The 23423-nt window shown below is 53.1% G+C and carries 21 protein-coding genes; 16 read left to right on the forward strand and 5 right to left on the reverse strand.

Annotation, left to right across the window (positions count from 1 at the left end):
- Positions 1 to 29 precede the first annotated feature (29 nt).
- The 7 genes from bamA (at position 30) to rnhB (ending at position 7547) form a co-directional block, all read left to right on the forward strand.
- Positions 30 to 2582 carry an outer membrane protein assembly factor BamA gene (gene bamA, locus LC073_RS16515; RefSeq protein WP_226648420.1) on the forward strand — a complete coding sequence of 851 codons (2553 nt, stop codon included), beginning with the start codon at positions 30 to 32 and terminating at the stop codon, positions 2580 to 2582.
- Between the two features lie 69 nt (positions 2583 to 2651).
- Positions 2652 to 3167, forward strand: a complete 516-nt coding sequence (locus LC073_RS16520; protein WP_226648421.1) for an OmpH family outer membrane protein — start codon at positions 2652 to 2654, stop codon at positions 3165 to 3167.
- Between the two features lie 24 nt (positions 3168 to 3191).
- Complete coding sequence (lpxD, locus tag LC073_RS16525) at positions 3192 to 4235, forward strand: UDP-3-O-(3-hydroxymyristoyl)glucosamine N-acyltransferase (protein ID WP_264190644.1); 1044 nt, start codon at positions 3192 to 3194, stop codon at positions 4233 to 4235.
- Positions 4236 to 4317: 82 nt separating this feature from the next.
- Positions 4318 to 4755 (forward strand): 3-hydroxyacyl-ACP dehydratase FabZ, encoded by a 438-nt coding sequence (gene fabZ / locus LC073_RS16530; protein WP_226648423.1) that lies wholly within the window; start codon positions 4318 to 4320, stop codon positions 4753 to 4755.
- A gap of 115 nt (positions 4756 to 4870) precedes the next feature.
- Entirely contained in the window at positions 4871 to 5650 is a 780-nt protein-coding gene (gene lpxA / locus LC073_RS16535) for an acyl-ACP--UDP-N-acetylglucosamine O-acyltransferase (protein WP_226648424.1), read from the forward strand.
- A gap of 113 nt (positions 5651 to 5763) precedes the next feature.
- Positions 5764 to 6912: a lipid-A-disaccharide synthase gene (gene lpxB, locus LC073_RS16540; RefSeq protein WP_226648425.1), complete on the forward strand. Its 1149-nt coding sequence runs from the start codon at positions 5764 to 5766 to the stop codon at positions 6910 to 6912.
- A gap of 17 nt (positions 6913 to 6929) precedes the next feature.
- Positions 6930 to 7547, forward strand: coding sequence for a ribonuclease HII (rnhB, locus tag LC073_RS16545; RefSeq protein ID WP_226648426.1), 618 nt, complete (start codon positions 6930 to 6932; stop codon positions 7545 to 7547).
- 24 nt (positions 7548 to 7571) lie between these two features.
- Here the strand turns inward: rnhB and LC073_RS16550 are convergent, their stop codons facing one another.
- Positions 7572 to 8834 carry an HlyC/CorC family transporter gene (locus LC073_RS16550; protein ID WP_413231456.1) on the reverse strand — a complete coding sequence of 421 codons (1263 nt, stop codon included), beginning with the start codon at positions 8832 to 8834 and terminating at the stop codon, positions 7572 to 7574.
- A gap of 209 nt (positions 8835 to 9043) precedes the next feature.
- A complete protein-coding gene (locus LC073_RS16555) occupies positions 9044 to 9844 on the reverse strand; it encodes an inner membrane protein YpjD (RefSeq protein WP_226648427.1) in 801 nt (266 codons plus the stop codon).
- Between the two features lie 205 nt (positions 9845 to 10049).
- Here LC073_RS16555 and ffh point away from each other — a divergent pair, with 205 nt between their 5' ends.
- The 6 genes from ffh to LC073_RS16585 all read left to right on the forward strand — a co-directional run bounded on the left by ffh (position 10050) and on the right by LC073_RS16585 (position 14744).
- Positions 10050 to 11468: a signal recognition particle protein gene (ffh, locus tag LC073_RS16560; protein WP_226648428.1), complete on the forward strand. Its 1419-nt coding sequence runs from the start codon at positions 10050 to 10052 to the stop codon at positions 11466 to 11468.
- Positions 11469 to 11623: 155 nt separating this feature from the next.
- Positions 11624 to 11863, forward strand: coding sequence for a 30S ribosomal protein S16 (gene rpsP, locus LC073_RS16565; RefSeq protein ID WP_226648429.1), 240 nt, complete (start codon positions 11624 to 11626; stop codon positions 11861 to 11863).
- A gap of 22 nt (positions 11864 to 11885) precedes the next feature.
- The gene (rimM, locus tag LC073_RS16570; protein ID WP_226648430.1) at positions 11886 to 12425 is read left to right on the forward strand and encodes a ribosome maturation factor RimM; all 540 of its coding nucleotides are present in this window, start codon (positions 11886 to 11888) and stop codon (positions 12423 to 12425) included.
- A gap of 11 nt (positions 12426 to 12436) precedes the next feature.
- Entirely contained in the window at positions 12437 to 13201 is a 765-nt protein-coding gene (gene trmD / locus LC073_RS16575; RefSeq protein WP_226648431.1) for a tRNA (guanosine(37)-N1)-methyltransferase TrmD, read from the forward strand.
- An 80-nt stretch (positions 13202 to 13281) separates the two neighbouring features.
- A complete protein-coding gene (gene rplS, locus LC073_RS16580; protein WP_020413505.1) occupies positions 13282 to 13632 on the forward strand; it encodes a 50S ribosomal protein L19 in 351 nt (116 codons plus the stop codon).
- Between the two features lie 359 nt (positions 13633 to 13991).
- Positions 13992 to 14744: a DsbC family protein gene (locus tag LC073_RS16585; protein ID WP_226648432.1), complete on the forward strand. Its 753-nt coding sequence runs from the start codon at positions 13992 to 13994 to the stop codon at positions 14742 to 14744.
- A 46-nt stretch (positions 14745 to 14790) separates the two neighbouring features.
- On the opposite strand, the gene aspA is transcribed toward LC073_RS16585, so the two are convergent.
- From aspA to LC073_RS16600, 3 genes are all read right to left on the reverse strand, one after another.
- Complete coding sequence (gene aspA / locus LC073_RS16590; protein ID WP_226648433.1) at positions 14791 to 16257, reverse strand: aspartate ammonia-lyase; 1467 nt, start codon at positions 16255 to 16257, stop codon at positions 14791 to 14793.
- Positions 16258 to 16385: 128 nt separating this feature from the next.
- A complete protein-coding gene (locus LC073_RS16595; protein WP_226648434.1) occupies positions 16386 to 17198 on the reverse strand; it encodes a helix-turn-helix transcriptional regulator in 813 nt (270 codons plus the stop codon).
- A gap of 160 nt (positions 17199 to 17358) precedes the next feature.
- Positions 17359 to 18369 (reverse strand): asparaginase, encoded by a 1011-nt coding sequence (locus tag LC073_RS16600; RefSeq protein WP_226648435.1) that lies wholly within the window; start codon positions 18367 to 18369, stop codon positions 17359 to 17361.
- Positions 18370 to 18753: 384 nt separating this feature from the next.
- On the opposite strand from LC073_RS16600, the gene LC073_RS16605 reads away from it, so the two are divergent.
- The 3 genes from LC073_RS16605 (at position 18754) to recJ (ending at position 23351) form a co-directional block, all read left to right on the forward strand.
- A complete protein-coding gene (locus LC073_RS16605; RefSeq protein WP_226648454.1) occupies positions 18754 to 20076 on the forward strand; it encodes a homoserine dehydrogenase in 1323 nt (440 codons plus the stop codon).
- 90 nt (positions 20077 to 20166) lie between these two features.
- The gene (gene thrC / locus LC073_RS16610; protein WP_226648436.1) at positions 20167 to 21567 is read left to right on the forward strand and encodes a threonine synthase; all 1401 of its coding nucleotides are present in this window, start codon (positions 20167 to 20169) and stop codon (positions 21565 to 21567) included.
- A 56-nt stretch (positions 21568 to 21623) separates the two neighbouring features.
- Positions 21624 to 23351 (forward strand): single-stranded-DNA-specific exonuclease RecJ, encoded by a 1728-nt coding sequence (gene recJ, locus LC073_RS16615; RefSeq protein ID WP_226648437.1) that lies wholly within the window; start codon positions 21624 to 21626, stop codon positions 23349 to 23351.
- Positions 23352 to 23423 lie beyond the last annotated feature (72 nt).

Raw genomic sequence — 23423 nt, forward strand, 5'->3', positions numbered from 1 at the left:
TTGCGAATAAAAAGACTCGGAATTAGTAGATGAAAGATTTCCTGAAAGCGGCCTCTCTCGGCCTGGTGTTGCCTTTAAGTGCAATAGCGCAGTCGTTCGTGGTCAACGATATCCGCGTGGAAGGATTGCAGCGTGTCTCTGCCGGTACCGTCTTTTCTGCCCTTCCCGTGCGTGTTGGTGACGAAATCGAGTCAGTAGAAATTCAGAGCGCCACTCGGGCATTGTTCCGCACCGGATACTTTGAAGATATTCAAATCGGTCGTGAAAATGGTGTACTGGTGGTCACAGTGCGTGAGCGTCCCGCAATCTCCAAAATCGAGATTTCCGGGAACAAGGCTATCGCCACCGAAGATCTGCTCAAAGGCATGAAAGACAACGGTTTGTCCGAAGGGCAGATCTTTAAGCGCGCAACTCTAGAAGGGCTTGCTCAGGAGCTTGAGCGTCAATACGTGGCGCAGGGACGCTATGGCGCCAGTGTTAAGACCGAAGTTAAAGAGCTGCCGCGCAACCAAGTCGAGCTGCGGGTTATCGTCGATGAGGGATCGGTCGCGGCGATTAAGCACATCAATATTGTGGGTAACCGGGCCTTTTCCGACGAGGAACTGGCGGAAATTTTCGAGTTGCAGACCACTGGCTGGTTGTCCTGGCTGCGCAGTGATGACAAGTACTCCCGTGAGAAGCTTACCGGTGACCTGGAGCGCCTGGAATCCTACTATCTCGACCGCGGCTATCTAGATTTTCAGATCGAGTCGACTCAAGTTTCCCTGAGCCCCGACAAACAGAGCGTTTTTATTACGGTTAACGTGCGAGAGGGCGATGTTTACACGGTCAGCGAAGTGGAACTTGCCGGTGATCCGGTTGTATCGGAAGAGGAAATCAAGCGCCTGTTGTTGGTACGTGAAGGGCAGACTTTCTCCCAAATCCGGATGACCACTACTTCTGATTACATTACCAAGCGCCTCGGTAACGAGGGTTATACCTTTGCCGAAGTGAATGGTATTCCCGAACCCAATAAAGAAGATAATACGGTAAAAATCACCTTCTTTATCAACCCCGGCAAGCGTGCTTATGTGCGCCGAATCCAATTCCGTGGAAACACCCGGACTGCCGATGAAGTATTGCGCCGTGAGATGCGCCAGATGGAGTCTGCCTCGGCCTCCTCTGCAAGAATCGAGCAGTCCAAGGTGCGCCTGGAGCGCCTCGGTTATTTCAAAGAGGTAGAAGTGGAAACCGCAGAGGTGCCAGGCACCTCTGACCAGATCGACGTGGAATATACCGTTGAGGAGCAACCTTCAGGTTCAATCGGCGGCACCATCGGCTGGGCCCAAAGCAGTGGCTTGGTACTCGGTGGTAATATTCAGGAGAACAACTGGCTGGGTACCGGCAAGCAGGTAGGTATTGGGGTGAATGTGTCTACCTATCAGACCGCGCTGAACTTCTCCTACCTCGATCCCTACTTCACTCCTGATGGTGTAAGCCGTGGATTTAACGTTTTTTACAGGGAAAATGATTACTCCGAGGTCAATCTGTCGGACTATAACACTACAAGCTATGGTGGCGGTGTCAGTTTTGGCTATCCAATGTCAGAAATCTCCCGCTTAGGCTTGAATGTTAACCTCAGTCATTTGGAGCTTTCAGCTTCAAGCGGCTCTGTTCAGGAAATTCAATCTAGCCCATCTTTTTTGGATGACACCTCTCGTGATGGGGTGACATTAACTAATGCTGAGACAATTATTACAGATCTCAACGATGGAACGGCTAATAACCTTGCAATGGTTATTGATGAGAATCAATTCAATACTTCGGCCGATGGTTTTATTGATCGCTACGGTGATGCGTTTAACAACTTAGCTTTGACTGCTTCTTATGCGCGTTCCACCTTGAATCGCGGTATTCTGGCGACTCGGGGAGCTTCCCAGAACTTCTCCGCAGAGTTTACTGTGCCTGGTAGTGATCTTGAATATTATAAATTTATTTATACCGGCCAGTATTTCCGTCCACTCACAGATAGTTTGACTCTGCGCTTGCGTACACGATTGGGGTATGGAGATGGGTATGGTGATCTCGATCAATTGCCTTTCTTCGAGAACTTCTATGCGGGTGGTTTTGGCTCTGTACGAGGCTTTAAGCGCAATACTTTGGGGCCTCGGTCTACTCCTGCTGAGTACTATACTCGCCTCCCATGTGCTACTAACGGCGAGGATATTACCCAATATTGTTATGAAACTGATAGTAGTGGAAATTTAGTCATCGGACAGAATGGTGATGCCGATCCATTTGGCGGAAACATCTTAGTCGAGGGTAGCGCCGAAGTTATCTTCCCGCTGCCGTTTATCAAAGATCAGCGCTCTTTACAGTCGGCTTTCTTTATCGATGCGGGTAATGTATTTGATACCAGTTGTGAGGAAACCCAGATCAACTGTTACGATGTGGACTTCGGTAAAATGAATGTTTCTGCAGGTATCGGCTTGACTTGGGTGACCGGTTTTGGCCCACTCACCTTCAGCTTGGCTAAGGCCCTGAAGAAAAATGAGGATGATGAAACCGAAGTGTTCCAGTTTACCTTGGGTAATAGCTTCTAAATTAATCGGACACAAATGGATGGAGCGCAGTTGTTGCGCAAAAAAATAAAATCAATTGGAGAGACCAAAGTGCTTAAGAATGTAAAGATTTTCGCAATCCTGCTGGCTGGTATAACCCTGTCTGGTGCCGCCCTGGCGCAGACTAAGGTTGCGGTATTTAACCTGCAGGCCGCGATTATGAGCACCGATGTGGCCAAAACTAAGGTCAATTCACTGAAGACCAGTTCCGAATATTCCAAACTGCAAAGCAGTGCCGAATCCATTCGCTCCGAGCTGCAAAAAATGGCAGAGGATGGGCAGAAAAACAGTGTCACTTGGTCTGATGAGCAGAAAACCGAATACCAGCGTAAAATGAACTTTAAGCGTTCAGATTTTGAAACTACCGTTAAGAAGCTTCGTGCACTGGAAGCTCAGGTGGGGCAAGAAATCCAGACTTCCCTGGGACCAAAGGCCAAAGCGGCGCTGGAAGCGATTATTAAAGAACAAAAGCTGGATTTGGTGTTGGATGCCTCTACCGCTTACTTCGCTAATCCTTCAGTTAACCTGACTGAGGCTGTCGTAAAGCGTATGAACGCTGATAAGTAATCGATAGCCTGTATGAGAGACAATTTGTCGTTAACCCAGCTTGCACAAGCGTTGGGTGCTGAGCTGCGTCTGGCCCCGGGGGTAGGCGCAGAGCATATAATTTGTGGCCTTAGTACTTTGCAAGATGCTGGGCCGGACCAGCTGACCTTCCTGGCAAACCCCAATTATCGTCGCTTCCTTAAGAGTACGTCTGCTGGCGCGGTACTTGTGACCAGCGAGTTTGTTGAGGAGGCGCCGGTTAGTGTCTTGTGTGTGGACAACCCCTATCTGGCTTTTGCCAGGGCAAGTGCTTTATTCAACACGGCTCCAACAATAGAGGCAGGAATACACCCCACTGCTGTTGTTCACTCAGATGCTGAAGTAGATTCCAGTGCCTCCATTGCCGCTGGTGCAGTAATTGAGGCATTTGCGAAAATTGGCCCCAGAGCATTGGTTGGTGCCAACTGCTTTGTGGGAGAGGGTAGCACCTTGGGGGAAGGGAGCTGTCTCTATGCTTGTGCAATACTGCATCACGGCTGTCAGGTTGGGCGGAATGTTATCATCCATAGCCACGCGGTTATTGGGGCAGATGGCTTTGGCTTTGCTCTGCATCAGCGGGAGTGGATAAAAATTTATCAGCTGGGCGGCGTCCAGATTGGCGACGATGTTGAAATCGGAGCCAACACCTGTGTGGACCGTGGAGCGCTTGGCGATACGGTGATTGGCCGTGGAGTCAAGATCGACAATTTGGTCCAAATCGCGCACAATGTGCAGATTGGTGACTACTCAGCCATTGCTGCATGTACCGGAATCGCCGGCAGCGCAATTATAGGGAAGCACTGCGCTTTGGGTGGCAGCTCCCGCATTGCCGGACATGTAACCATCGCCGATGGCTGCCAGGTTACCGCTAATACCTTTGTGACCAAATCCATCGAAAAACCGGGAATCTACTCCGGCGCCTTACCCTTTGATGACAGCCAGTCCTGGCGTCGCAATGCGGTGCGCTTTGGCCAGCTGGATAAAATGGCGCGAAGAGTGAAAGATTTGGAAAGGCAACTTGAGGCATTGTCCCGCGCTCGGGATAAATAACTCAGCTGCTGTAAGAAAACAATTTTGAATTGCTGTTTTCGGGGCGTTTAACGCCCCGAAGTGGTTTCTGGGGGCATTTGGAATGATGGATGTAATTGAGATTCGCGAGTATTTGCCGCATCGTTATCCGTTTTTATTGGTGGATCGCGTAGTAGAACTCGAAGAAGGAAAGTTTATTAAGGGATATAAGAATATCTCTGTCAATGAAGAGCTGTTTAACGGTCACTTTCCACAGATGCCAATTTTTCCTGGTGTTATGATCGTTGAAGCTCTGGCACAGGTTTCAGGAATCCTCGGTTTTAAAACTTTTGGTAAGAAACCAGAGGATGGCTACCTTTACTTGTTTGGCGGTGTCGACAAGGCGCGTTTCAAACGCCAGGTAATCCCTGGAGACAGATTGGACCTGATGTCCGAAGCCGTTTCGGTGCGGCGTAATATCTGGAAGTTCTCCTGTAAAGCCAGTGTTGATGGAGAATTGGCTGCCTCTGCAGACCTCCTGTGTGCCGTGAAGAAGGTGTAGCGCCTTTGTCGATCACTTGATGTGACCACTGAGGTGCCTTAGATAGCTTTTCCAGTTGTTGTTTATGTGAAGTTGTAGTGTCCGAAGAGCCGCTACTTGAGGAGTAGATTCCAGAATGCAGACAAGTATCCACCCCACAGCTATTGTCGATCCGACGGCGGTTATCGGTTCCGGGGTGAGTATCGGAGCCTATTCCATTGTCGGGGCCAATGTGGAGCTTGGTAATGGCTGTGAAATAGCTTCACATGTCGTATTGAGCGGACCCACTAAGCTCGGGAAAAATAACCGCATCTACCAGTTTGCCTCGATAGGCCAGGATACGCCGGACAAAAAATACCAGGGCGAGGAGACTACCCTCGTAATTGGTGATAATAATGTCATTCGCGAGGGAGTCACTATTCATCGCGGTACCGTGCAGGACCGCGGGGAAACCACTATCGGCAGTGACAATTTGATTATGGCTTATGCCCATATTGGCCACGATAGTGTTGTCGGTAACCATACCATTCTGGTTAATAATGTGGGGCTTGCCGGCCATGTTATTGTCAAGGATTGGGCAATTCTCAGCGGTTACAGCCTTGTGCATCAACATTGCACGATTGGAGAGCACGCTTTCCTGGGAATGGGGGCGGCAATCGGTAAAGATGTGCCCGCTTACGTTATGGTTGCCGGGAATCCAGCGGAGGCCAAAACTATCAATGCCGAAGGGTTACGGCGTCGTGGTTTTTCCCGCGAGGATATTTCTTTGATCAACAAGGCTTACAAAACAGTCTATCGGCGTGGCCTCACCCTGCAGGAAGCCTTGCTAGCCCTGAGAGAGTTACGTGAACAGTCCCCTGTAATCCAGCCCTGGATTGACTCCCTGCAGTCCTCTGCCCGCGGTATTGTTCGCTAAGCGCAATTACTTATGGGGAGTGCAGTTATTGACCACTTCCCAAATTAGTCTTTTCTTTTTTGCTCGGTGTCTATGAGAGTCAGGTCCATTCCGCTCTGGGGGTATTTTTAGGCGTGTCAGAAAATAATAAACCGGTTCGTATTGGTATTGTTGTTGGTGAGGCCTCTGGGGATATCCTTGGTGCAGGTCTTATAGAGGCCATGCAAAAGCGTCTACCGGGAATTCAATTTGAAGGGATTGCTGGCCCGCGTATGCAGACATTGGGAGCAAAGTCTCTGTTTCCGATGGAGCGCCTCTCGGTAATGGGGTTTGTTGAACCGTTAAAGCGCTTGCCAGAATTGTTAAAAATTCGCCGCACCCTACGCGAGCATTTTACTGAGAATCCACCGGATCTTTTTATTGGTATTGATTCCCCGGATTTTAATTTGTCTCTGGAAGAATCCCTCAAGGCCGAGGGTGTTCGTACCGTACACTATGTCAGCCCTTCAGTTTGGGCGTGGCGGCGGGGGCGGATAAAAAAGATTGCCCGCGCTATCGACCATATGCTCACTCTTTTGCCTTTTGAGGCGGCCTTTTATCGGGAAAATCAAGTGCCGGTGACTTTTGTGGGGCATCCCCTTGCGGATGAGATCCCCTTACAAGTTAGTAATGTTGCAGCGCGCAAAGAGTTAGGTTTTGAGGCTGATGATAGAGTTATCGCGCTGTTGCCGGGTAGCCGTGGCGGTGAGGTACGCTTACTTGGGCCGTTATTTTTACAAACGGCTCGCTGGTGTTATCAGCGCCACCCCGATCTTAAGTTTGTTTTGCCAGCGGCTAATGAACAGCGCCTGGCTGAATTGAAGGAGCAGCTGGAGGCTTTTCCAGAATTGCCGGTTACCTTGTTGGAAGGGGACTCTCACAAGGCCCTCAGTGTCTCTAATGCCGTATTGATTGCCTCGGGCACGGCGACTCTGGAGACGATGCTACTGAAAAAGCCTATGGTGGTGGCTTATAAGCTGGGCAAAATCTCCTACGCCATCGTTTCCCGTATGCTGCATACCACCTGGGTCTCGTTGCCTAACTTGTTGGCACAGAGGGAGCTGGTACCGGAGATATTACAGAGTGACGCGACCCCTGAAAATTTAGGGGCCGCACTGATGCACTATTTTGAAGATCCATTGCTCGGCGATCAGTTAGAGCGAGAATTTGACGACCTTCACCAACAGTTGCGACGAAATGCCTCTGAGCGGGCGGCCGATGCTGTTTGTACTCTTTTGAAGTAATTAGGTTTTAAAAATCCATGAGCATCAAAAAAGAATTGCCCCCTTACATTTGCTCTTATAAAGGGGATCTGCTTGCCGGAGTCGATGAAGTTGGCCGTGGCCCATTGGCTGGAGATGTAGTGGCGGCTGCGGTAATTCTCGATCCAGCCAAGCCAATAATTGGGTTGGCTGACTCCAAAAAGCTCAGTGAAAAAAAACGCGAGTTACTCTTTGATGAAATTTGTGAGCGCGCTCTGAGTTTCGCCATTGCTCGGGCTACAGTCGAAGAGATCGATCAGATCAATATTTTACAGGCTAGCCTGTTGGCAATGCATCGTGCGGTGGAGCAGTTGTCCCAGCAGCCAGAGTTTGTGTTGGTGGACGGCAATAAGAAACCGAATTGGCCTTACCCCTGCGATACCGTGGTCAAGGGGGATGGTCGAGTGGCTGCGATTGCCGCCGCCTCGATTCTGGCAAAAGTGACACGGGATCGTGAGATGGTGAAATTGGATGCGCGGTATCCAGGTTACGGACTGGCCGGCCACAAAGGCTATCCAACCAAGGCGCATATGCAAGCCTTACAAGAGCTCGGACCTAGCCCACTACATAGGGTGAGCTTCGCACCGGTAAGAAAGCTCTTAGTGGATTTTGCCTGAACTCAGGGTTCAGCCAATTGTTAGTTAGCGCTCGATTTTCTTAACTCGGGCTTTGGTAATCATCTTGTCTGATACCTCTTCAATTTCTACCAGATAATTGAGGATGTATAGGCTGATATTGCCATCTGGAATGCTTTCCAGGTGCTCCATGGCGAGGCCATTGAAGGTCTTGGGGCCATCGGTGGGGAGGTTCCAGCCAAGGGTTCGGTTGATATCCCGAATGGAGGTTCCACCCTCGATCATATACCAGCCCCCTTCAACGGCGACAATTTCCTCGTCGTCGCTGGGTACTGGGCTCGCGGTGAAATCGCCGACAATTTCCTCCAGCAAATCCTCCAGGGTCACAATTCCCATTACTTCACCATATTCATCCACAACCAGACCCATTCGGCGTTTGGTTTTCTGGAAGTTCATTAACAGGGTGGGAAGGGGTGTGGCCTCTGGCACAAAGTAAGGCTCATCGGTAAAGGACTTGAGACGCTCCGCTGTGAGTTTATCGGGCCCTTCGCGCAGGATCTGCGCGGCGCGACGCAGGTGCAAAACGCCAACCACTTGATTGATATCGCTGCGGTAAACCGGCAGACGGGTATAGGTACTCTCAGCCAGTTGTTGGAGGATTTGATCGGCGCTGTTTTCCAGATCGATCCCCATGACTTCGTTGCGGGGGATCATGATGTCCTCGACTGTGGCCTGGTCCAAGTCTAGTACGTTGAGAAGCATTCCTTTGTGCTTGCTTGGGAGTAGGGCACCGGACTCAAATACAACAGTTCGCAGCTCTTCCGGGGCCAAATGCTCAGCATCACTGTTGGTAGTGGTTTCTACGCCCAGCAAACGAGCGAGCCCATTGGAAATACCACCTACCAGAAGAACCACTGGGGTTAGTAGCCACTGAATTGGGCGCAAAATAAATGACGCAGGAAAGGCAACCTTCTCAGGGTGAAGAGCGGCAATGGTTTTTGGCGTGACTTCCGCAAAAATCAGTAGGGCGACGGTCAAAACTATTGTCGTAAGCAGCTCGCCATATACCTGGGCAAAGACAGAGCCGGCAATAACGGAGACGAGGACGTTAACGAGGTTATTGCCAATAAGGATCGAGCCGATCAGCTTGTCGGGTCGTGCGAGGAGCTCCATTGCGCGTTTGGCTCCACGGTGACCGTTCTTGGCTTGGTGGCGCAGGCGGTAGCGGTTCAGCGCCATCATGCTGGTTTCGGAGCTGGAAAAGAAAGCCGATATCACAATCAGCAGGGCCAGCAGGCTAAACAGCAGACCCGGGGGCATCTCGTTCAAGGGAGAACTCTTTTTATTTCTGAGCGGAGATATTGGAACAGAACAGAGACCTCCGCAAGTTTTCTAGTCATTAATAACCCAAAACATACAAATTAAGGGCTAGAAAGGTGATAGGAATGTACAGTTTCCGGCCAACAACATGGCGGGGCATTGGAGTATCGATACCGGTAATTTGCTGTTGGCTTAGCTGCGATTTTTCCTTTTCTTATTTAACCGCGCTGAAGAATAACTTCAATAACCAGTTTGCTGCCAAAGTAGGCCAGCATCAGTGCGACAAATGCGCATAGAGTCCAGCGCACGGCGGTATTGCCACGCCAACCCCACTGCCAGTGTCCCCAGAGGAGAATACTGTAGAGCACCCAGGCGATCAGGGAGAGTACTGTTTTGTGTAGAAGACCCTGCTCAAATAGGTTGCCAACAAAAATAAAACCGGTAATCAGAGAGGCGGTTAGCAGCAGCTGACCGAAAGCGATCAAGCCAAAAAGCAGTGATTCCATACTCTGCAGAGGGGGGAGCAGACGCATTGCACCCACAGGTCTGTGGTTGTGCAATTGTTGATTCAGGTAGTAGAGGTAGATGGCCTGCAGGGTTGCGAGGGTAAGCAGTGAGTAGGCGCAGATAGATAAAAGCGCATGTACGGCTATACCCGAAGACAGCTGTTGATGTGGTGCAACAGGCCCCCAGATATGTGTGGCGGCTAGCTCAGCGAGCGCGCCAACTGGGGCAAAAATAAGGATCAATAAGGTGAGTGGGCGGCTTGCAGCCAGAATAAGTAGCAACAGGTTCACCACCCAGATAATGAGTGACAGCATCGCCAATAAGTCAAAGCGGTAACCTGCGGGAGAGAACAGCGTGTGAGCCAGGGATATTCCGTGAGTAATCAGGGCTCCGGCGAACAGGCCCAGCAGGAGCCAGCGCTCGGGCTGTTGTGCTCGAGCAAGGGCCCTGGCCGCGACAATGGTGGTAGCTATATATAGCGCGATGGCCGTCCAGTGGGCGAATGCCGCCATTGGTTAGATCCGTATCTTCTAAGCAGTGGAGGAGGAGTGTGTCACAGCCCGCTTTAACAGGGAAGATCTGGTGATATTTCGGCTGTGACGGGACCTGGGCTATACTGCCGCGCCTCAGAGTGGGAGTTGGAGATGCTCCCCTAGATAATTTCGCGGCCCTCCGCACCGGGGTCCTGTCCGCAATCGGAGAAATCGAGACGAATTTATGTTCGATAACCTGAGTGACCGCTTATCGGCGGCCCTAAAAAAAGTCACCGGCAAGGCGAGCCTGACCGATGACAATATCCGCGATACCCTGCGCGAAGTGCGCAAAGCGCTGCTTGAAGCGGATGTCGCTCTGCCTGTTGTGAAGGCCTTTGTGCAACAAGTGCGCACAGCTGCTGTAGGACAGAAGGTTAGTAAGGCCCTGAATCCGGGCCAGCAGTTCGTCAAGATTGTTCAGGATGAGCTGGTCAAGGTAATGGGTGCGGCTGCAGAGCCTCTCAATCTCGCAGTGCAGCCCCCGGCTGTGATTCTGATGGCGGGTCTTCAGGGCGCCGGTAAAACCACCAGTGTCGCCAAGTTGGCCAAATACCTGCGTGAGCGGGAAAAGAAAAAAGTCATGGTGGTGAGTGCAGACGTATATCGCCCCGCAGCTATTAAACAGCTGGAGACTCTGGCCGGTGAGGTGGACGCGCTTTTCCATGCATCCACTCCGGAGCAGAAGCCACTTGATATTGCCAAGGGCGCTGTGGATGCGGCACGCAAGCAGTTTGCCGATGTGTTGATCGTCGATACCGCTGGTCGCCTGCATATCGATAGCCAGTTGATGGATGAAATCAAAGAGCTGCACAGAGAGCTGGACCCAGCGGAGACCCTGTTCGTTATCGACGCAATGATCGGTCAGGATGCGGTAAATACCGCCAACGCCTTCAATGAGGCGCTGCCGCTTACCGGGGTTATTCTGACCAAGGCGGACGGTGATGCCCGCGGTGGTGCGGCACTCTCTGTGCGCCATGTCACTGGTAAGCCGATCAAGTTTATCGGTGTCGGTGAGAAGACCGATGCCTTGGAAACCTTCCACCCGGATCGTATCGCCTCACGGATTCTCGGTATGGGCGATATTTTGTCTCTGATCGAAGAGGCAGAGCAAAAAATCGACAGGGAGAAGGCCGAAAAACTGGTCAAAAAGGTGCAAAAGGGCAAGGGCTTCGACCTGGAGGACCTGCGCGACCAGCTGCAGCAGATGCAGAATATGGGCGGTTTGGGCTCCCTGCTGGAAAAAATGCCCGGCATGGGCGGCGTTGCTCAAGCTGCCCAACAGGCGGATATGGGCAAGGAGTTCAAACGAATGGACGCTTTGATTTCCTCCATGACCCCGGCGGAGCGTCGCAATCCAGAGCTTCTCAATGGCTCTCGCAAGCGCCGTATTGTCGCTGGTTCCGGTACCCAGGTGCAGGATCTTAACCGGTTGCTCAAACAGCACAAGCAGATGGGAAAAATGATGAAAAAGCTCAAGGGCGGCGGTATGAGCAAGATGATGCGCGGCCTGGGTGGAATGACTGGTGGTGCTGGCCTGCCTGGAGGTCTCGGCGGCCTGGGCGGAATGCCCGGAGGATTGCCTCCTGGATTTAAGAAAAAGTAAGGCTCTGGGGCTCTTTGGCTTCCCCAGCGAGCGCTATACAAATCTCTGGCGGTGCATTAGAATACGCCGCCTTTCAGCCGGGTGAGCTGCCGGCAGAGTTGTTTGGGTGATGGCTTAATGCTGTCGCCAAGTGTTAAAAACTACAGGAAAGTTACATGGTAACCATTCGTTTGGCTCGTGGCGGTGCTAAGAAACGCCCGTTTTATCACCTGACCGTAACCGATAGCCGCAAATCTCGCGACGGTCGTTTCATTGAGCGTGTTGGCTTCTTCAACCCGGTTGCCCGTGGTCAGGAAGAGCGTCTGCGCATCGATCGTGAGCGTGTTGACTACTGGCTGGGTCACGGCGCTCAGGTTTCTGATCGCGTCAGCAAGCTGCTGAAAGAATCCGCTTAATTTGCGCGTAAGTGGTGCGCCTGTGGCAGATAACGGAAAGCCTTCCGAGGAACTGGTCACGGTTGGGCGCGTAACTACCGTTTATGGTGTGCGCGGCTGGGTCAAGGTTCACTCCTATACCGAGCCGATGGACAACATCCTGCAATTCCCCAAGTGGTGGTTGCGGGGGCCGAAAGGCTGGGAACCCTTGGAAATAGATGCTGGTAAGCGTCATGGCAAGGGATTGATCGTTCATGTGAAGGGCTTGGATGACCGCGATTTGGCGGCTCAACTTTGTCAGCGTGATATTGCTATAGCACGTGACCTGATGCCTGAACTCGAGCAAGGTGAGTATTACTGGCACCAGCTTGAAGGTCTGCGGGTTATCAGCCGTTTTGACGGCGGGGAGCACGATTTTGGCAGTGTCGTTCGCATGATGGAAACTGGCGCAAACGATGTATTGGTTGTGCGTGGTGGGACGGATAAACGCGAGCGTTTGATTCCGTATATACCAGGCCAGTTTGTTACAGAAGTAGACCTGGAAGCCGGTGTGATCACCGTCGACTGGGACCCGGCTTTTTAAGGCATTGAGCGATGGCTAAAAGAATCGCTCTGGTAAGCATTTTTCCGGAGATGTTTGCCGCACTGACCGAGTATGGTGTCAGCGGGCGGGCCGTTAAAGATGGCCTGTTGGAAGTACGCTGCTGGAACCCTCGGGATTTCACCAGTGACAAGCACCGCACTGTGGATGATCGCCCCTATGGCGGTGGTCCCGGAATGGTGATGATGGCCGAACCCCTTTATCAGTCCTTGCAGGCGGCACGCGTCTGGGCTGGAGAAGAGGGCGAAGCCGTACGCATTATCTACCTGTCTCCGCAGGGGCAGCAGCTGGATCAGCGCGGGGTCGAAAACCTCTCTGATGCTGGCAATCTGGTTTTGCTGGCCGGGCGTTATGAAGGGGTAGATGAGCGTATCGTCGAATCGATGATCGACGAGGAATGGTCCATTGGTGACTATGTCCTAAGCGGTGGTGAACTGGCTGCTATGGTAATGGTGGATGCTATTACACGCCTGATTCCCGGAGCTCTGGGGCACGATCAGTCGGCGGTTGAGGATTCTTTTTCCTCTGGCTTGCTCGACTGTCCCCACTACACCCGGCCCGAACAGTACCGGGGCGTAGCGGTACCGGAAGTGTTGCTCTCGGGCAACCACGAAAGAATACGCCGCTGGCGCCTGAAGCAGGCACTGGCGCGCACACAACAGCGTCGGCCCGACCTTTTGGCGGGGCTGGAGCTGGACAAGGAACAGAAGCAACTGTTGGAGGAAATCCAGCAGGAGCGGAAATCCGATAAAACTTGATGCCGGATTCGCCGGGAGGCGGGAGTAGTTCGGTGAACTAGCTGAGAAGCTACATAAACTCTATTTGGGAGCAAATCCAAATGACTAACAAAATTATCCAGCAGCTGGAGCAGGAACAGCTGAAGAGCGAAGTACCTCCCTTCGCACCGGGCGACACTGTAATCGTTCAAGTGAAAGTAAAAGAAGGTAACCGCGAGCGTCTGCAGGCGTTCGAAGGTGTGGTAATCGGCAAGCGCAACCGCGGCCTGAACTCCTCCTTCACCGTACGTAAAATCTCCCACGGTGTTGGCGTTGAGCGTACTTTCCAGACCCACAGCCCGCTGGTTGACAGCATTAAGGTTAAGCGTCGCGGTGACGTGCGCCAGGCTAAACTCTACTACCTGCGCAACCTGACTGGTAAAGCCGCACGTATTAAAGAGAAGCTTAACTAAGCACCTCTCATACAGCTCGCAAAAAAGCCGGAGCAATTGCTCCGGCTTTTTTGTATCTGAAATCAGCCCTTTGTGACTGTATTCCCGGCCCCTAAAAGGCAATGCAGCCTCAGAAACCAGTGGCTTTTTTTGAATTCCTGGTCACTGACTTCTCCATTAAGGCGGCAGCTTGCCGCGATGTATCTCTGCCATATCTTCGAGATCAGCGCACAACTTGGAATTTTGCACGTAGTGCCGGATGCCTGAATATGTTAAAACGCGCCATATGGGCCTGATACGGCATGTAGCTGCCATACTGGCTGGAACTGAAGGCCGACGTTTGAGTCGAACCTCATTGAGAATTAAAGGAGCAATCGGTAATGATGCTTATCAAGAAGCCGCTGGCGCTCGCTGGAGTGCTGCTCGGTCTGCTTGGCCCAGCGGCCCTTGCAGAGGTCGACGCGAATGTTGCGAAGACGATTAAGGCCCGCTTAGAGGCAAGTAACCCAAAGCCCAAGTATGGCGACGTGCGCGAGACCCCCATCGAAGGGCTCTACGAGGTAGAGCTGGATGGCGGCAGTAGCACCCTATTCGTCTCAGCCGATGGCAACCACTTTATTCTGGGAGACCTGTTTCAGGTGAAGAGCGGTGGCGGCTTTGCCAACCTCTCGGAAGGGCGCCGTGCAACTCGCCGGGCCAAGGTGATGGAAACCCAGAACATCGACGATATGATCGTCTTTTCGCCCAAAGGTGAAACTAAGGCGCGCATCTATGTCTTTACCGATGTGGACTGCGGCTACTGTCGGAAGTTACATCAGGATGTTCCCGAACTGAACAAGCGCGGGATCGAAGTAAGATACCTGGCATTCCCACGAGCAGGGCTGCAATCATTGAGCTATCGCAAGCTAGTGACTGCTTGGTGCGCTGAGGACAGCAACAAAACCCTGACGGCTTTAAAGAATCGTGAAAACGTGCCTTTGAATGTCTGTGATAACAACCCGGTTGCCGCTCAATATAAATTGGGTAACGAGGTGATCGATGTGCGCGGTACGCCTACGATTGTGATGGAGGACGGCAGAGTCGTACCCGGCTATCTGCCCCCCGCCACTCTGGTTAAAGAGTTGGGAATCTAATTATTCTGAAAAATAGCGGCCGTTTTGTGACGGCCGCTATTTTTATTTAGGCCAGGTTTTTCAGTGTCACCTTGCGTGGCTGGGTCATATTCTCCGGGGCGAGAATATCGCTTAACTCTTCCTCACTCAGCAGCCCCTCCTCCAGTATCAACTGCTTGACGCTCGCGCCGGTCATCAATGCCTGCTGGGCGATACGAGTGGCATTTTCGTAGCCGATAAATGGATTTACCGCGGTAATCAGGCCAATGCTGTTTTCCACCATCTGCCGGCAGTGTTCCTCGTTCGCACTGATACCGTTGACGCAGCGCTGGGCCAGGGTGTGCATAGCCTGAGTCATCAGGCGCATGGATTGCAACAGGTTGAAGGCGATGACTGGCTCCATTACGTTCAGCTGTAGCTGGCCTGATTCGGCCGCCAAGGTGATCGTCAGATCGTTGCCGATCACCTGGTAGGCCACCTGGTTTACCACTTCGGGAATTACCGGATTCACTTTGCCGGGCATAATAGAGGAGCCCGGCTGCATTGGAGGCAGGTTGATCTCGTTGAGGCCCGCGCGGGGGCCGCTGGAGAGGAGACGCAGGTCACTACAGATCTTTGAGATTTTCACCGCGATGCGTTTCATCACTCCGGAGAACATGACGAAGGCACCCATATCGGAGGTGGCTTCCACCAGGTTTTCCGCGCAGACAAAATCGATACCGGAAATTTCCGAAAGGGCTGTTACCACCAGCTGGCGGTATTGAGGATCGGTATTGATTCCAGTACCAATTGCCGTGCCCCCCATATTAATTTCATTAAACAGGGCAACCAGCTCCTTAACCCGGGCGACATCCTCGCGAATCGTAGCGGCAAATGCGGCAAATTCCTGCCCAAGAGTCATAGGTACGGCATCCTGCAATTGGGTGCGCCCCATTTTGATCACGTGGGCAAACTCTCTGGCTTTGCCATCAAACTCAATGCATAGCCCCTCCATGGATTGCACCAAATCGTTGTAGCTAAGGAGCACGGCCAAGTTGATAGAAGTGGGATACACATCGTTGGTGGATTGCGACAGGTTTACATGGTTGTTGGGGTGGACCTTCTTGTATTCCCCTTTGCTGTGGCCCAGCAACTCCAAGGCGCGGTTGGCAATTACCTCGTTGGCATTCATGTTGGTGGAGGTGCCAGCGCCGCCCTGGATCATGTCCACCAGGAATTGATCGTGCAATTTGCCATTGATAATTTCAGCACAAGCCTCGGTTATTGCTGTTTCCAGCTTTTCCTCTAGGTAGCCGAGTTCTCGGTTGGCTCGTGCCGCAGCCTTTTTGACCATGGCCAGTGCCTTAACCAAATTGGGGAAATGGTTAAGGGTAATGCCGGTGATCTGGAAATTTTCCAGAGCACGCAGGGTTTGAATGCCAAAATAGACATCCGCTGGCACTTCACGCTCCCCGAGCAGGTCTTTTTCAATGCGAAATTCACTACTGGCAGTGAATACAGGCATGGGTTTTAGGGTGTGGAAATCATTTGTCATGATATTTTTGCTTTCTCTTCATCTGCATAGAGCCAAGCGCACTAATAGCCAGGATTGACCTGAACTTCGGGGTGCGCGTGGCTGTTTTCATTTAGGCCTCTTAGTGGGGGCCTTTATAGGGAGTTATTTTAAAGTGGGGTGGCAAAAAAACTCTGTGGGCCTTCTGTGTTAGAAGCCCGGATATTCTCGCGTATGCTGCGATTGATCTCATCGGAATCCGGGCCGAATACACCGCACAGCTTTAACGCATTTTTGATACTGATATTACGTCCGAGAGATTCCAGTAAAACTTTTGTGCACACCGGCTCGCGCCGGTCGCTGGCGGAGGCGCCCAATTTAAGGCCGGATAAATAGCTCACACGGCTTTTGTAAGTGGGGTAGAGAATCGTCTGGGCGATTTCGTTGCGCGTCAGCGCCTCGTAGCCAATAAGAAAAATGCGCTCGGAAAGAAAAAACAGCATGCCCTTATAGCGGGACTTGTACCATTCCTCCCTGTCCGGATAACGCATACGCTCGAAGCGTTGGAAATAATACCCTTCGCCATCCGACTCGACATGCAGCAGGCTGCGAATAATATGATCGGGAAACGTCATCGAGTAGTGGTACTCAAAGTAAAAACCCAGGTATTTATCTGCACGGCCCTGGGACTCCCGCATTAAAAGATCGATATCCTGGGTATAAGGGCGTGAGGGTTCCACCGTAGTAGGGGTGCTGCGTACCCGAACAATCTGCTCAAACTGTTCCGGTGGCATCAGGATTTCATGGGGCTCAACGCCGAAGAAGTGGCAGATCTTATTGAGCGTGTACTGTGAGGGTTGGGTGTTGCCGTTTAGGTATTTGTTAAATTGCGCCCTGTTTACACCTATGCGCCGGCACACCTCGGCGATGGAGCGATAGAAGCTGCACAGCAGGCGCAAGTTTTGCGAAAAATTATTGCTCATCAAGGAGTATCTGTTTCTGGTTCCAGTGCCCAGGAATTCCATTCGAAACTAAAGCTTGACCACATTTGGCAATCCATATGGAGTGGTCCAGTTTTTTATTTGCCGTGATTTTTCTGGCGCAGGGTTTCCCTGCGCTTTGCATAATAAATTCCGTTTGATGTTACTGGGGGGTGCACTCCCCGCACAGAGGCGTTTCCATCAATTTTTTTACTTCGCTGTTTGTGTAGTTCATGGCCAGCAAATGATTTAATTTCGCATAGCAGGCTTCACTGGTCATATCCAGGCCACCGATCACTCCGGCGCGCAACAGCGCCGAGCCTGCCGCATATTTGCCGAGATCCACATGGTTTTCCAGACACTGGGAAACCGCCACACAAATAATTCCCAGTTCTGCGGCCCTTGTCAGTTGTGCGGTAAATGCCTGGTCGTCAGTGGGGGCGTTGCCGGTACCGTAGGTTTCAATCACTATGCCGCGCGGACTGGCTTCAATAATTTTACTGAGGAACAGTGGGGTTATTCCGGGGAATAGTTTTACCAGTACAACGTTACCATCGGCGTTTTCGGGAATCTCAAATTTTGGTGTGTTGCCGTGCATCAATAAGGCATTGGGGTCGATATGCACCTGAATACCCACTTCGCCGAGGCTCGGGTAGTTGGGGCTGGCGAAGGCATCCAGTGAACCGGAACTGACTTTTACTGCGCGGTTGCCGCGCAACAGCTTGCCATTAAAGTAGAGACAGACCTCTCCGATACTATCCGATCCGCTCAGCAGCAGGGCGGCAATCAAATTGTTGTAGGCGTCGCTGCGCATTTCCCGCAAGGGAATTTGAGAGCCGGTTACCACTACGGGTTTGGCCAGTCCCTGCAGGGCGAAAGACAGCGCGGAGGCGGTGTAAGCCATAGTATCGGTGCCGTGCAGCACAATAAAGCCCGTGTAGTGGCTATAGTTGTCGCGTATCAGGGAGGCGATGCGGTACCAGTCCTGGGGCTGCATATTGGCGCTGTCGAGGAGCGGGTCGAGGGCCTGGAAGTCGTAGCTCGGCAGCTGGCCGATCATATCCTGCAGCAGGCGCTGCAGAGCACCTTCGAGATCGGCGTCGGGCACATAGCCGGATTCGCTGCGGCGCATTCCCAGGGTTCCGCCGGTATAAAGGATAAGGGTTTTTTTCATCACTCGACCGCTATCTGAGTCCGTTTTTCAGTGCGCCCATTTTTTGGAAAAGGCGCGATGGATGCAATTTCGCAGGTTGCTGGTACCTGATGCTAGTAGATGCTCTTATAGCATCTACTGAGGATGGTTCCTATTTCAAGAGGATCTTCAGGGTGACAAAAGTTTCGCTTGTCCCTTTGTATAGGCTAGGGTCTGGCTGGCGCAATTTTATTGACTTTTTTGCTTGCTGCTCGGTAAGGTTGTCGATCTTTTGTTAATTTTATTTGCTTTTATTGCGTCTTCTCCTGGCGCAGCATTTTAGCTTGGGGTGCATTGTCGGGAGCCTACGCGCGGAGGGAACTTGTGAGCGCAACAATTGAAGACGTCGCAGAGGCGGCGGATCAGGTGTCTGCGGTAGAGCCGCAGCGTGCAGTGCGTATCGGTGTTTGCGGTTTGGGCACTGTGGGAAGCGGAACGATTAATGTCTTGGCGCGCAATGGAGATGAGGTGGCCGCGCGCTGTGGCCGCGCGGTGGTGATTGAGCAAGTCGGAGCCCGTCGCGACAACCCCGATTGCGATACCAGCCAGCTGAATGTCACCCGCGATATCTTTGAGGTCGCCAACAATCCCAATGTCGATATTCTGGTGGAATTAATTGGCGGTACTACGGTAGCTCGCGAGCTGGTTCTGGTAGCGATAGAAAACGGCAAGCATGTGGTTACTGCCAATAAGGCGCTGATCGCCGAGCACGGCAATGAGCTGTTTGAGTTGGCCGCGCAAAAGGGGGTCACCATTGCGTATGAAGCGGCTGTGGCCGGTGGCATCCCTATTATTAAATCCCTGCGCGAAGGCCTGGTGGGCAACCGCATCGAATGGCTCGCCGGCATTATTAATGGCACTGGGAACTATATCCTCACAGAAATGCGTGAGAAGGGTCGCAGCTTTGATGAGGCCCTGGCTCAGGCACAGGCGCTTGGATATGCCGAAGCGGACCCGACCTTCGATGTGGAAGGTATCGATGCCGCGCACAAGCTGGTGATTATGGCCTCGCTGGCTTTCACTATCCCGCTCGCCTTTGACAAGGTGTATACCGAGGGAATCAGTCGTATTTGCCCTGAGGATATCCGCTATGCCGATGAACTCGGCTATCGCATTAAACATCTGGGTATCGCACGTCGTACAGAGCAGGGGGTGGAACTGCGGGTACACCCAACCCTAATCCCCCAGCGGCGCCTGATCGCCAATGTCAATGGTGTGATGAATGCGGTGCTGGTTAATGGCGATGCGGTGGGACCAACCCTGTATTACGGCGCAGGCGCCGGTGCCGAAGCTACTGCCTCGGCAGTGATTGCGGATATCGTCGATGTGGCGCGCACCCTCGATGCCAAGCCGGATCAGCGGGTGCCCGCTGCCGGAGTGGCCTTGGCAGAGCAGGGCGATACCCTGGTGTTGCCGGAGGAAGACGTGGTCACCAGCTATTACCTGCGTATTTCCGCCCATGACAAGCCCGGAGTTATGTCCAAGGTGGCAACGATCTGCAGCGATCAGGGCATCAGTATTGAGGCTCTTATTCAGCACGAGCCGGTGGATGGGGAAGAGTTAGTTCCTGTGGTGATTCTCACCAGTCGCGCCAAGGAGGCCAGCCTGCGCGAGGCGGTCGCGCAAATTGAGGCCCTGGATACAGTCGAGGGGGAAGTGGTGCGCATTCGCGTGGAGAGCCTCGGCTGATCCTTACCCCCTTTGTTACATGGCGCCGTTCCATAGGGATCGGCGCCAGTTTTCTTTATTGCCCACGAGATCCAAGAGCGAAATAACATCGTGAAATTTGTCAGCACCCGCGGCCGAGCGCCGTCTCTCTCTTTTGCCGATACCGTCCTCACCGGGCTAGCCAGCGATGGCGGTCTCTATGTGCCCGAGTCACTGCCGCACTTCTCCAGAAAGGATATTGCGGCTATGGCAGGTATGGATTACCAGCAGTTGGCCTTTGAAATTATCTGGCCGTTTGTGGGGGAGGATCTCAGTGAGAGGGAACTGCGCGATATTATCGGGCGCTCATACAGTCAGTTTCGTCACAGGGCGGTGGCGCCTTTGGTGCAGACTGATACCAACGAGTGGATTCTGGAGCTATTCCACGGTCCGACCCTGGCTTTTAAAGATTTTGCCCTGCAGTTTCTCGGTCAGTTGTTTGATCACCTGCTGGAAAAGCGCGGTGAGCGCGTGGTGGTGATGGGGGCGACTTCCGGGGATACCGGTTCGGCGGCGATTGAAGGCTGCCGTCACTGTGACAATATCGATATTTTTATTCTGCACCCCCACAATCGGGTCTCAGAAGTGCAGCGCCGGCAGATGACCACGGTGCTGTCGGATAATGTTTTCAATATCGCCATGGAAGGTAATTTCGACGATTGCCAGAATATGGTGAAGGCCAGCTTTGCCAACCAGTCTTTTTTGCCCGACGGGCGCCGCTTGGTGGCGGTGAACTCCATTAATTGGGCGCGCATTATGGCGCAGATCGTCTACTACTTTTACGCGGCCTTGCGCCTGGGTGCGCCGGAAAAAACCGTGAATTTCTCCGTGCCCACCGGCAACTTCGGCGATATTTTTGCCGGTTATCTGGCGAAGCAGATGGGTCTTCCTATCGACCAATTGGTGATCGCCACCAATGCCAACGATATCCTGCACCGCTGCATCAGCGATAACGACCACACCCCCAAGCCGCTGGTACATAGTCTGTCGCCCAGTATGGATATCATGGTGTCGAGCAATTTTGAGCGCCTGCTGTTTGATCTTTACGGCCGCGATGGAGCTGCGGTGGCGGAGTTACTGGCAGATCGCAGTGCACCTATGCACTTGAGCGAGGTGGCCCTGTTGCAAGCCCAAAAGACATTTTCCAGTTATAGGGTCGACGATGCGCGCACTATTGAGGTGATCCGCGAGCAGTACCTGGCGACCGGCTATCTGCTCGATCCCCATACCGCAATTGGTGTCGAGGCCGCGAGAAGGGTGCGCCGCTCCGCCGAGCAGCCCATGGTTTGCTTATCCACCGCACACCCGGCAAAATTCCCCGATGCCGTGGCGCAGGCGCTGCCACAAACCGAAATTCCCCTGCCGGCCCATATGCAGGACCTCTGGCAACGCGAAGAGCGACTCAAGGTACTGCCCAACGACTTGTCCCAGGTGCACGACTATATGGCGACCATGCTGTCCGAAGGACGCTAGCTGGCGCAGACTTCGCAGCGAGGGACTTGGCGGCCGGATAAAAAAGCTGAGAGAGAATGAGTACAAGAATTCAGCGAAGGCCAGTGGATTTCTCCACTGGCCGTTTTGCTTCTGAAACCCCAAAAATTTTGCAGAGAGTGTTGCTCGGTCGCGGGATCGTCAGTGAGGAAGCCCTGGACCACAGTCTCGCCAAGCTGCAACAACCTCAGTTGATGCGCGGGCTTGATACAGCGGTGACACTGCTGGTGGAGGCCGTGCGGGCGCAGCAGAAGATCTTGATCGTCGGTGACTTCGATGCCGATGGTGCCACCAGCAGCACGCTCGCCGTACTGGCGCTGGGGGCCATGGGTGCGCCGGGCGTGGACTTCCTGGTGCCGAACCGTTTCGATTTTGGTTACGGCCTCACCCCGGAAATCGTAGAGGTGGCCAAGGATTACGCCCCGGATATGCTGATCACCGTGGATAACGGCATCAGCAGTATCGATGGGGTGGCGGCGGCCAAGGCCGCAGGCATGACAGTAATCGTAACCGATCACCACTTACCCGGCAGCGAGCTGCCGGATGCCGATGCCATTGTGAACCCGAACCAGCCGAGCTGTGATTTCCCCAGTAAGAATCTCGCCGGTGTGGGAGTTATCTTTTATCTTTTGAGTCGTCTGCGCAGTGCCCTGCAGGAGTGCGGCTGGTTTGCGCAGAGCGGTATTGCCCCGCCGAATATGGCCGAATATCTCGATTTGGTGGCGCTCGGCACCGTGGCAGACCTGGTGCCGCTGGATCACAACAACCGCATCCTGGTGCACCAGGGTATCGCCCGTATCCGTTCCGGTCGCTGCCGCCCTGGTATCTCTGCCTTGCTAGAAGTGGCCGGGCGGGACCAGCGCAGGCTTTCCACCACCGATATTGGTTTTATCCTGGGGCCGCGTATCAATGCAGCCGGGCGCCTGGATGATATTGGCACCGGTATCCGTTGTCTCCTGACCCGCGATCCCAGTGAGGCTCGTGAGCTGGCGGGGGAGTTGGATATGCTCAACCGGGACCGCAAAGCTATAGAGCAGGGCATGCAGCGGGAAGCTCTGGCGGCGTTGGAAGAGCTACAGCTGGAGGGGGAGATTCCCTGGAGCCTGTGCCTCTACGATGCCAACTGGCATCAGGGGGTGGTGGGTATCCTCGCCAGCCGCATCAAGGAAAAATTCCACCGCCCGGTAATTGCCTTTGCCGAAGGAGACAACGGCTTGGTCAAAGGCTCGGCGCGCTCCATACCCGGTTTGCACATCCGCGATGTCCTGAGCGATGTGGCTGCGGCTAACCCGACTCTGATTAGTAAATTTGGTGGTCATGCCATGGCGGCGGGGCTGAGCCTGCCAGCGGAAAACCTCGATGCGTTTCGAACGGAGCTTGAGCGAGTGGTGCGCAAGCGTTTGGATGAAAATCAATTACAGGCGGTGATCGACTCCGATGGTGAGCTAGATATTGCAGACTACAACCTGCAAACCGCAGCCATGTTACGCGCCTGTGCACCCTGGGGGCAGGCGTTTCCCGAGCCGGTCTTCGATGGGGAGTTTCTCTTGCTGCAGCAGCGTATTGTCGGCGAGCGTCACTTGAAGATGGTGGTGGCTCCGCCGCAGGCGCCACAGCTGGCCCTCGACGCTATCGCTTTTAATGTGGACACAGACCAGTGGCCGCAGCCTACCGAGAAAGTGCGTTTAGCTTATAAATTGGACGTCAACGAATTTCGTGGGCGCGAATCCCTGCAGTTAATGGTGGACCTGTTGGAAGCGGTCTAGGGGAGTCTTTACGAGAGTCGCGAGGGGCATGGAGCTTCTTCGCAACTGTCTTTTTTGGAAGTGGTTGGAAGT

This window comes from Microbulbifer variabilis (assembly GCF_020524905.1).
GTDB classification, from domain to species: Bacteria; Pseudomonadota; Gammaproteobacteria; order Pseudomonadales; family Cellvibrionaceae; genus Microbulbifer; species Microbulbifer variabilis_A.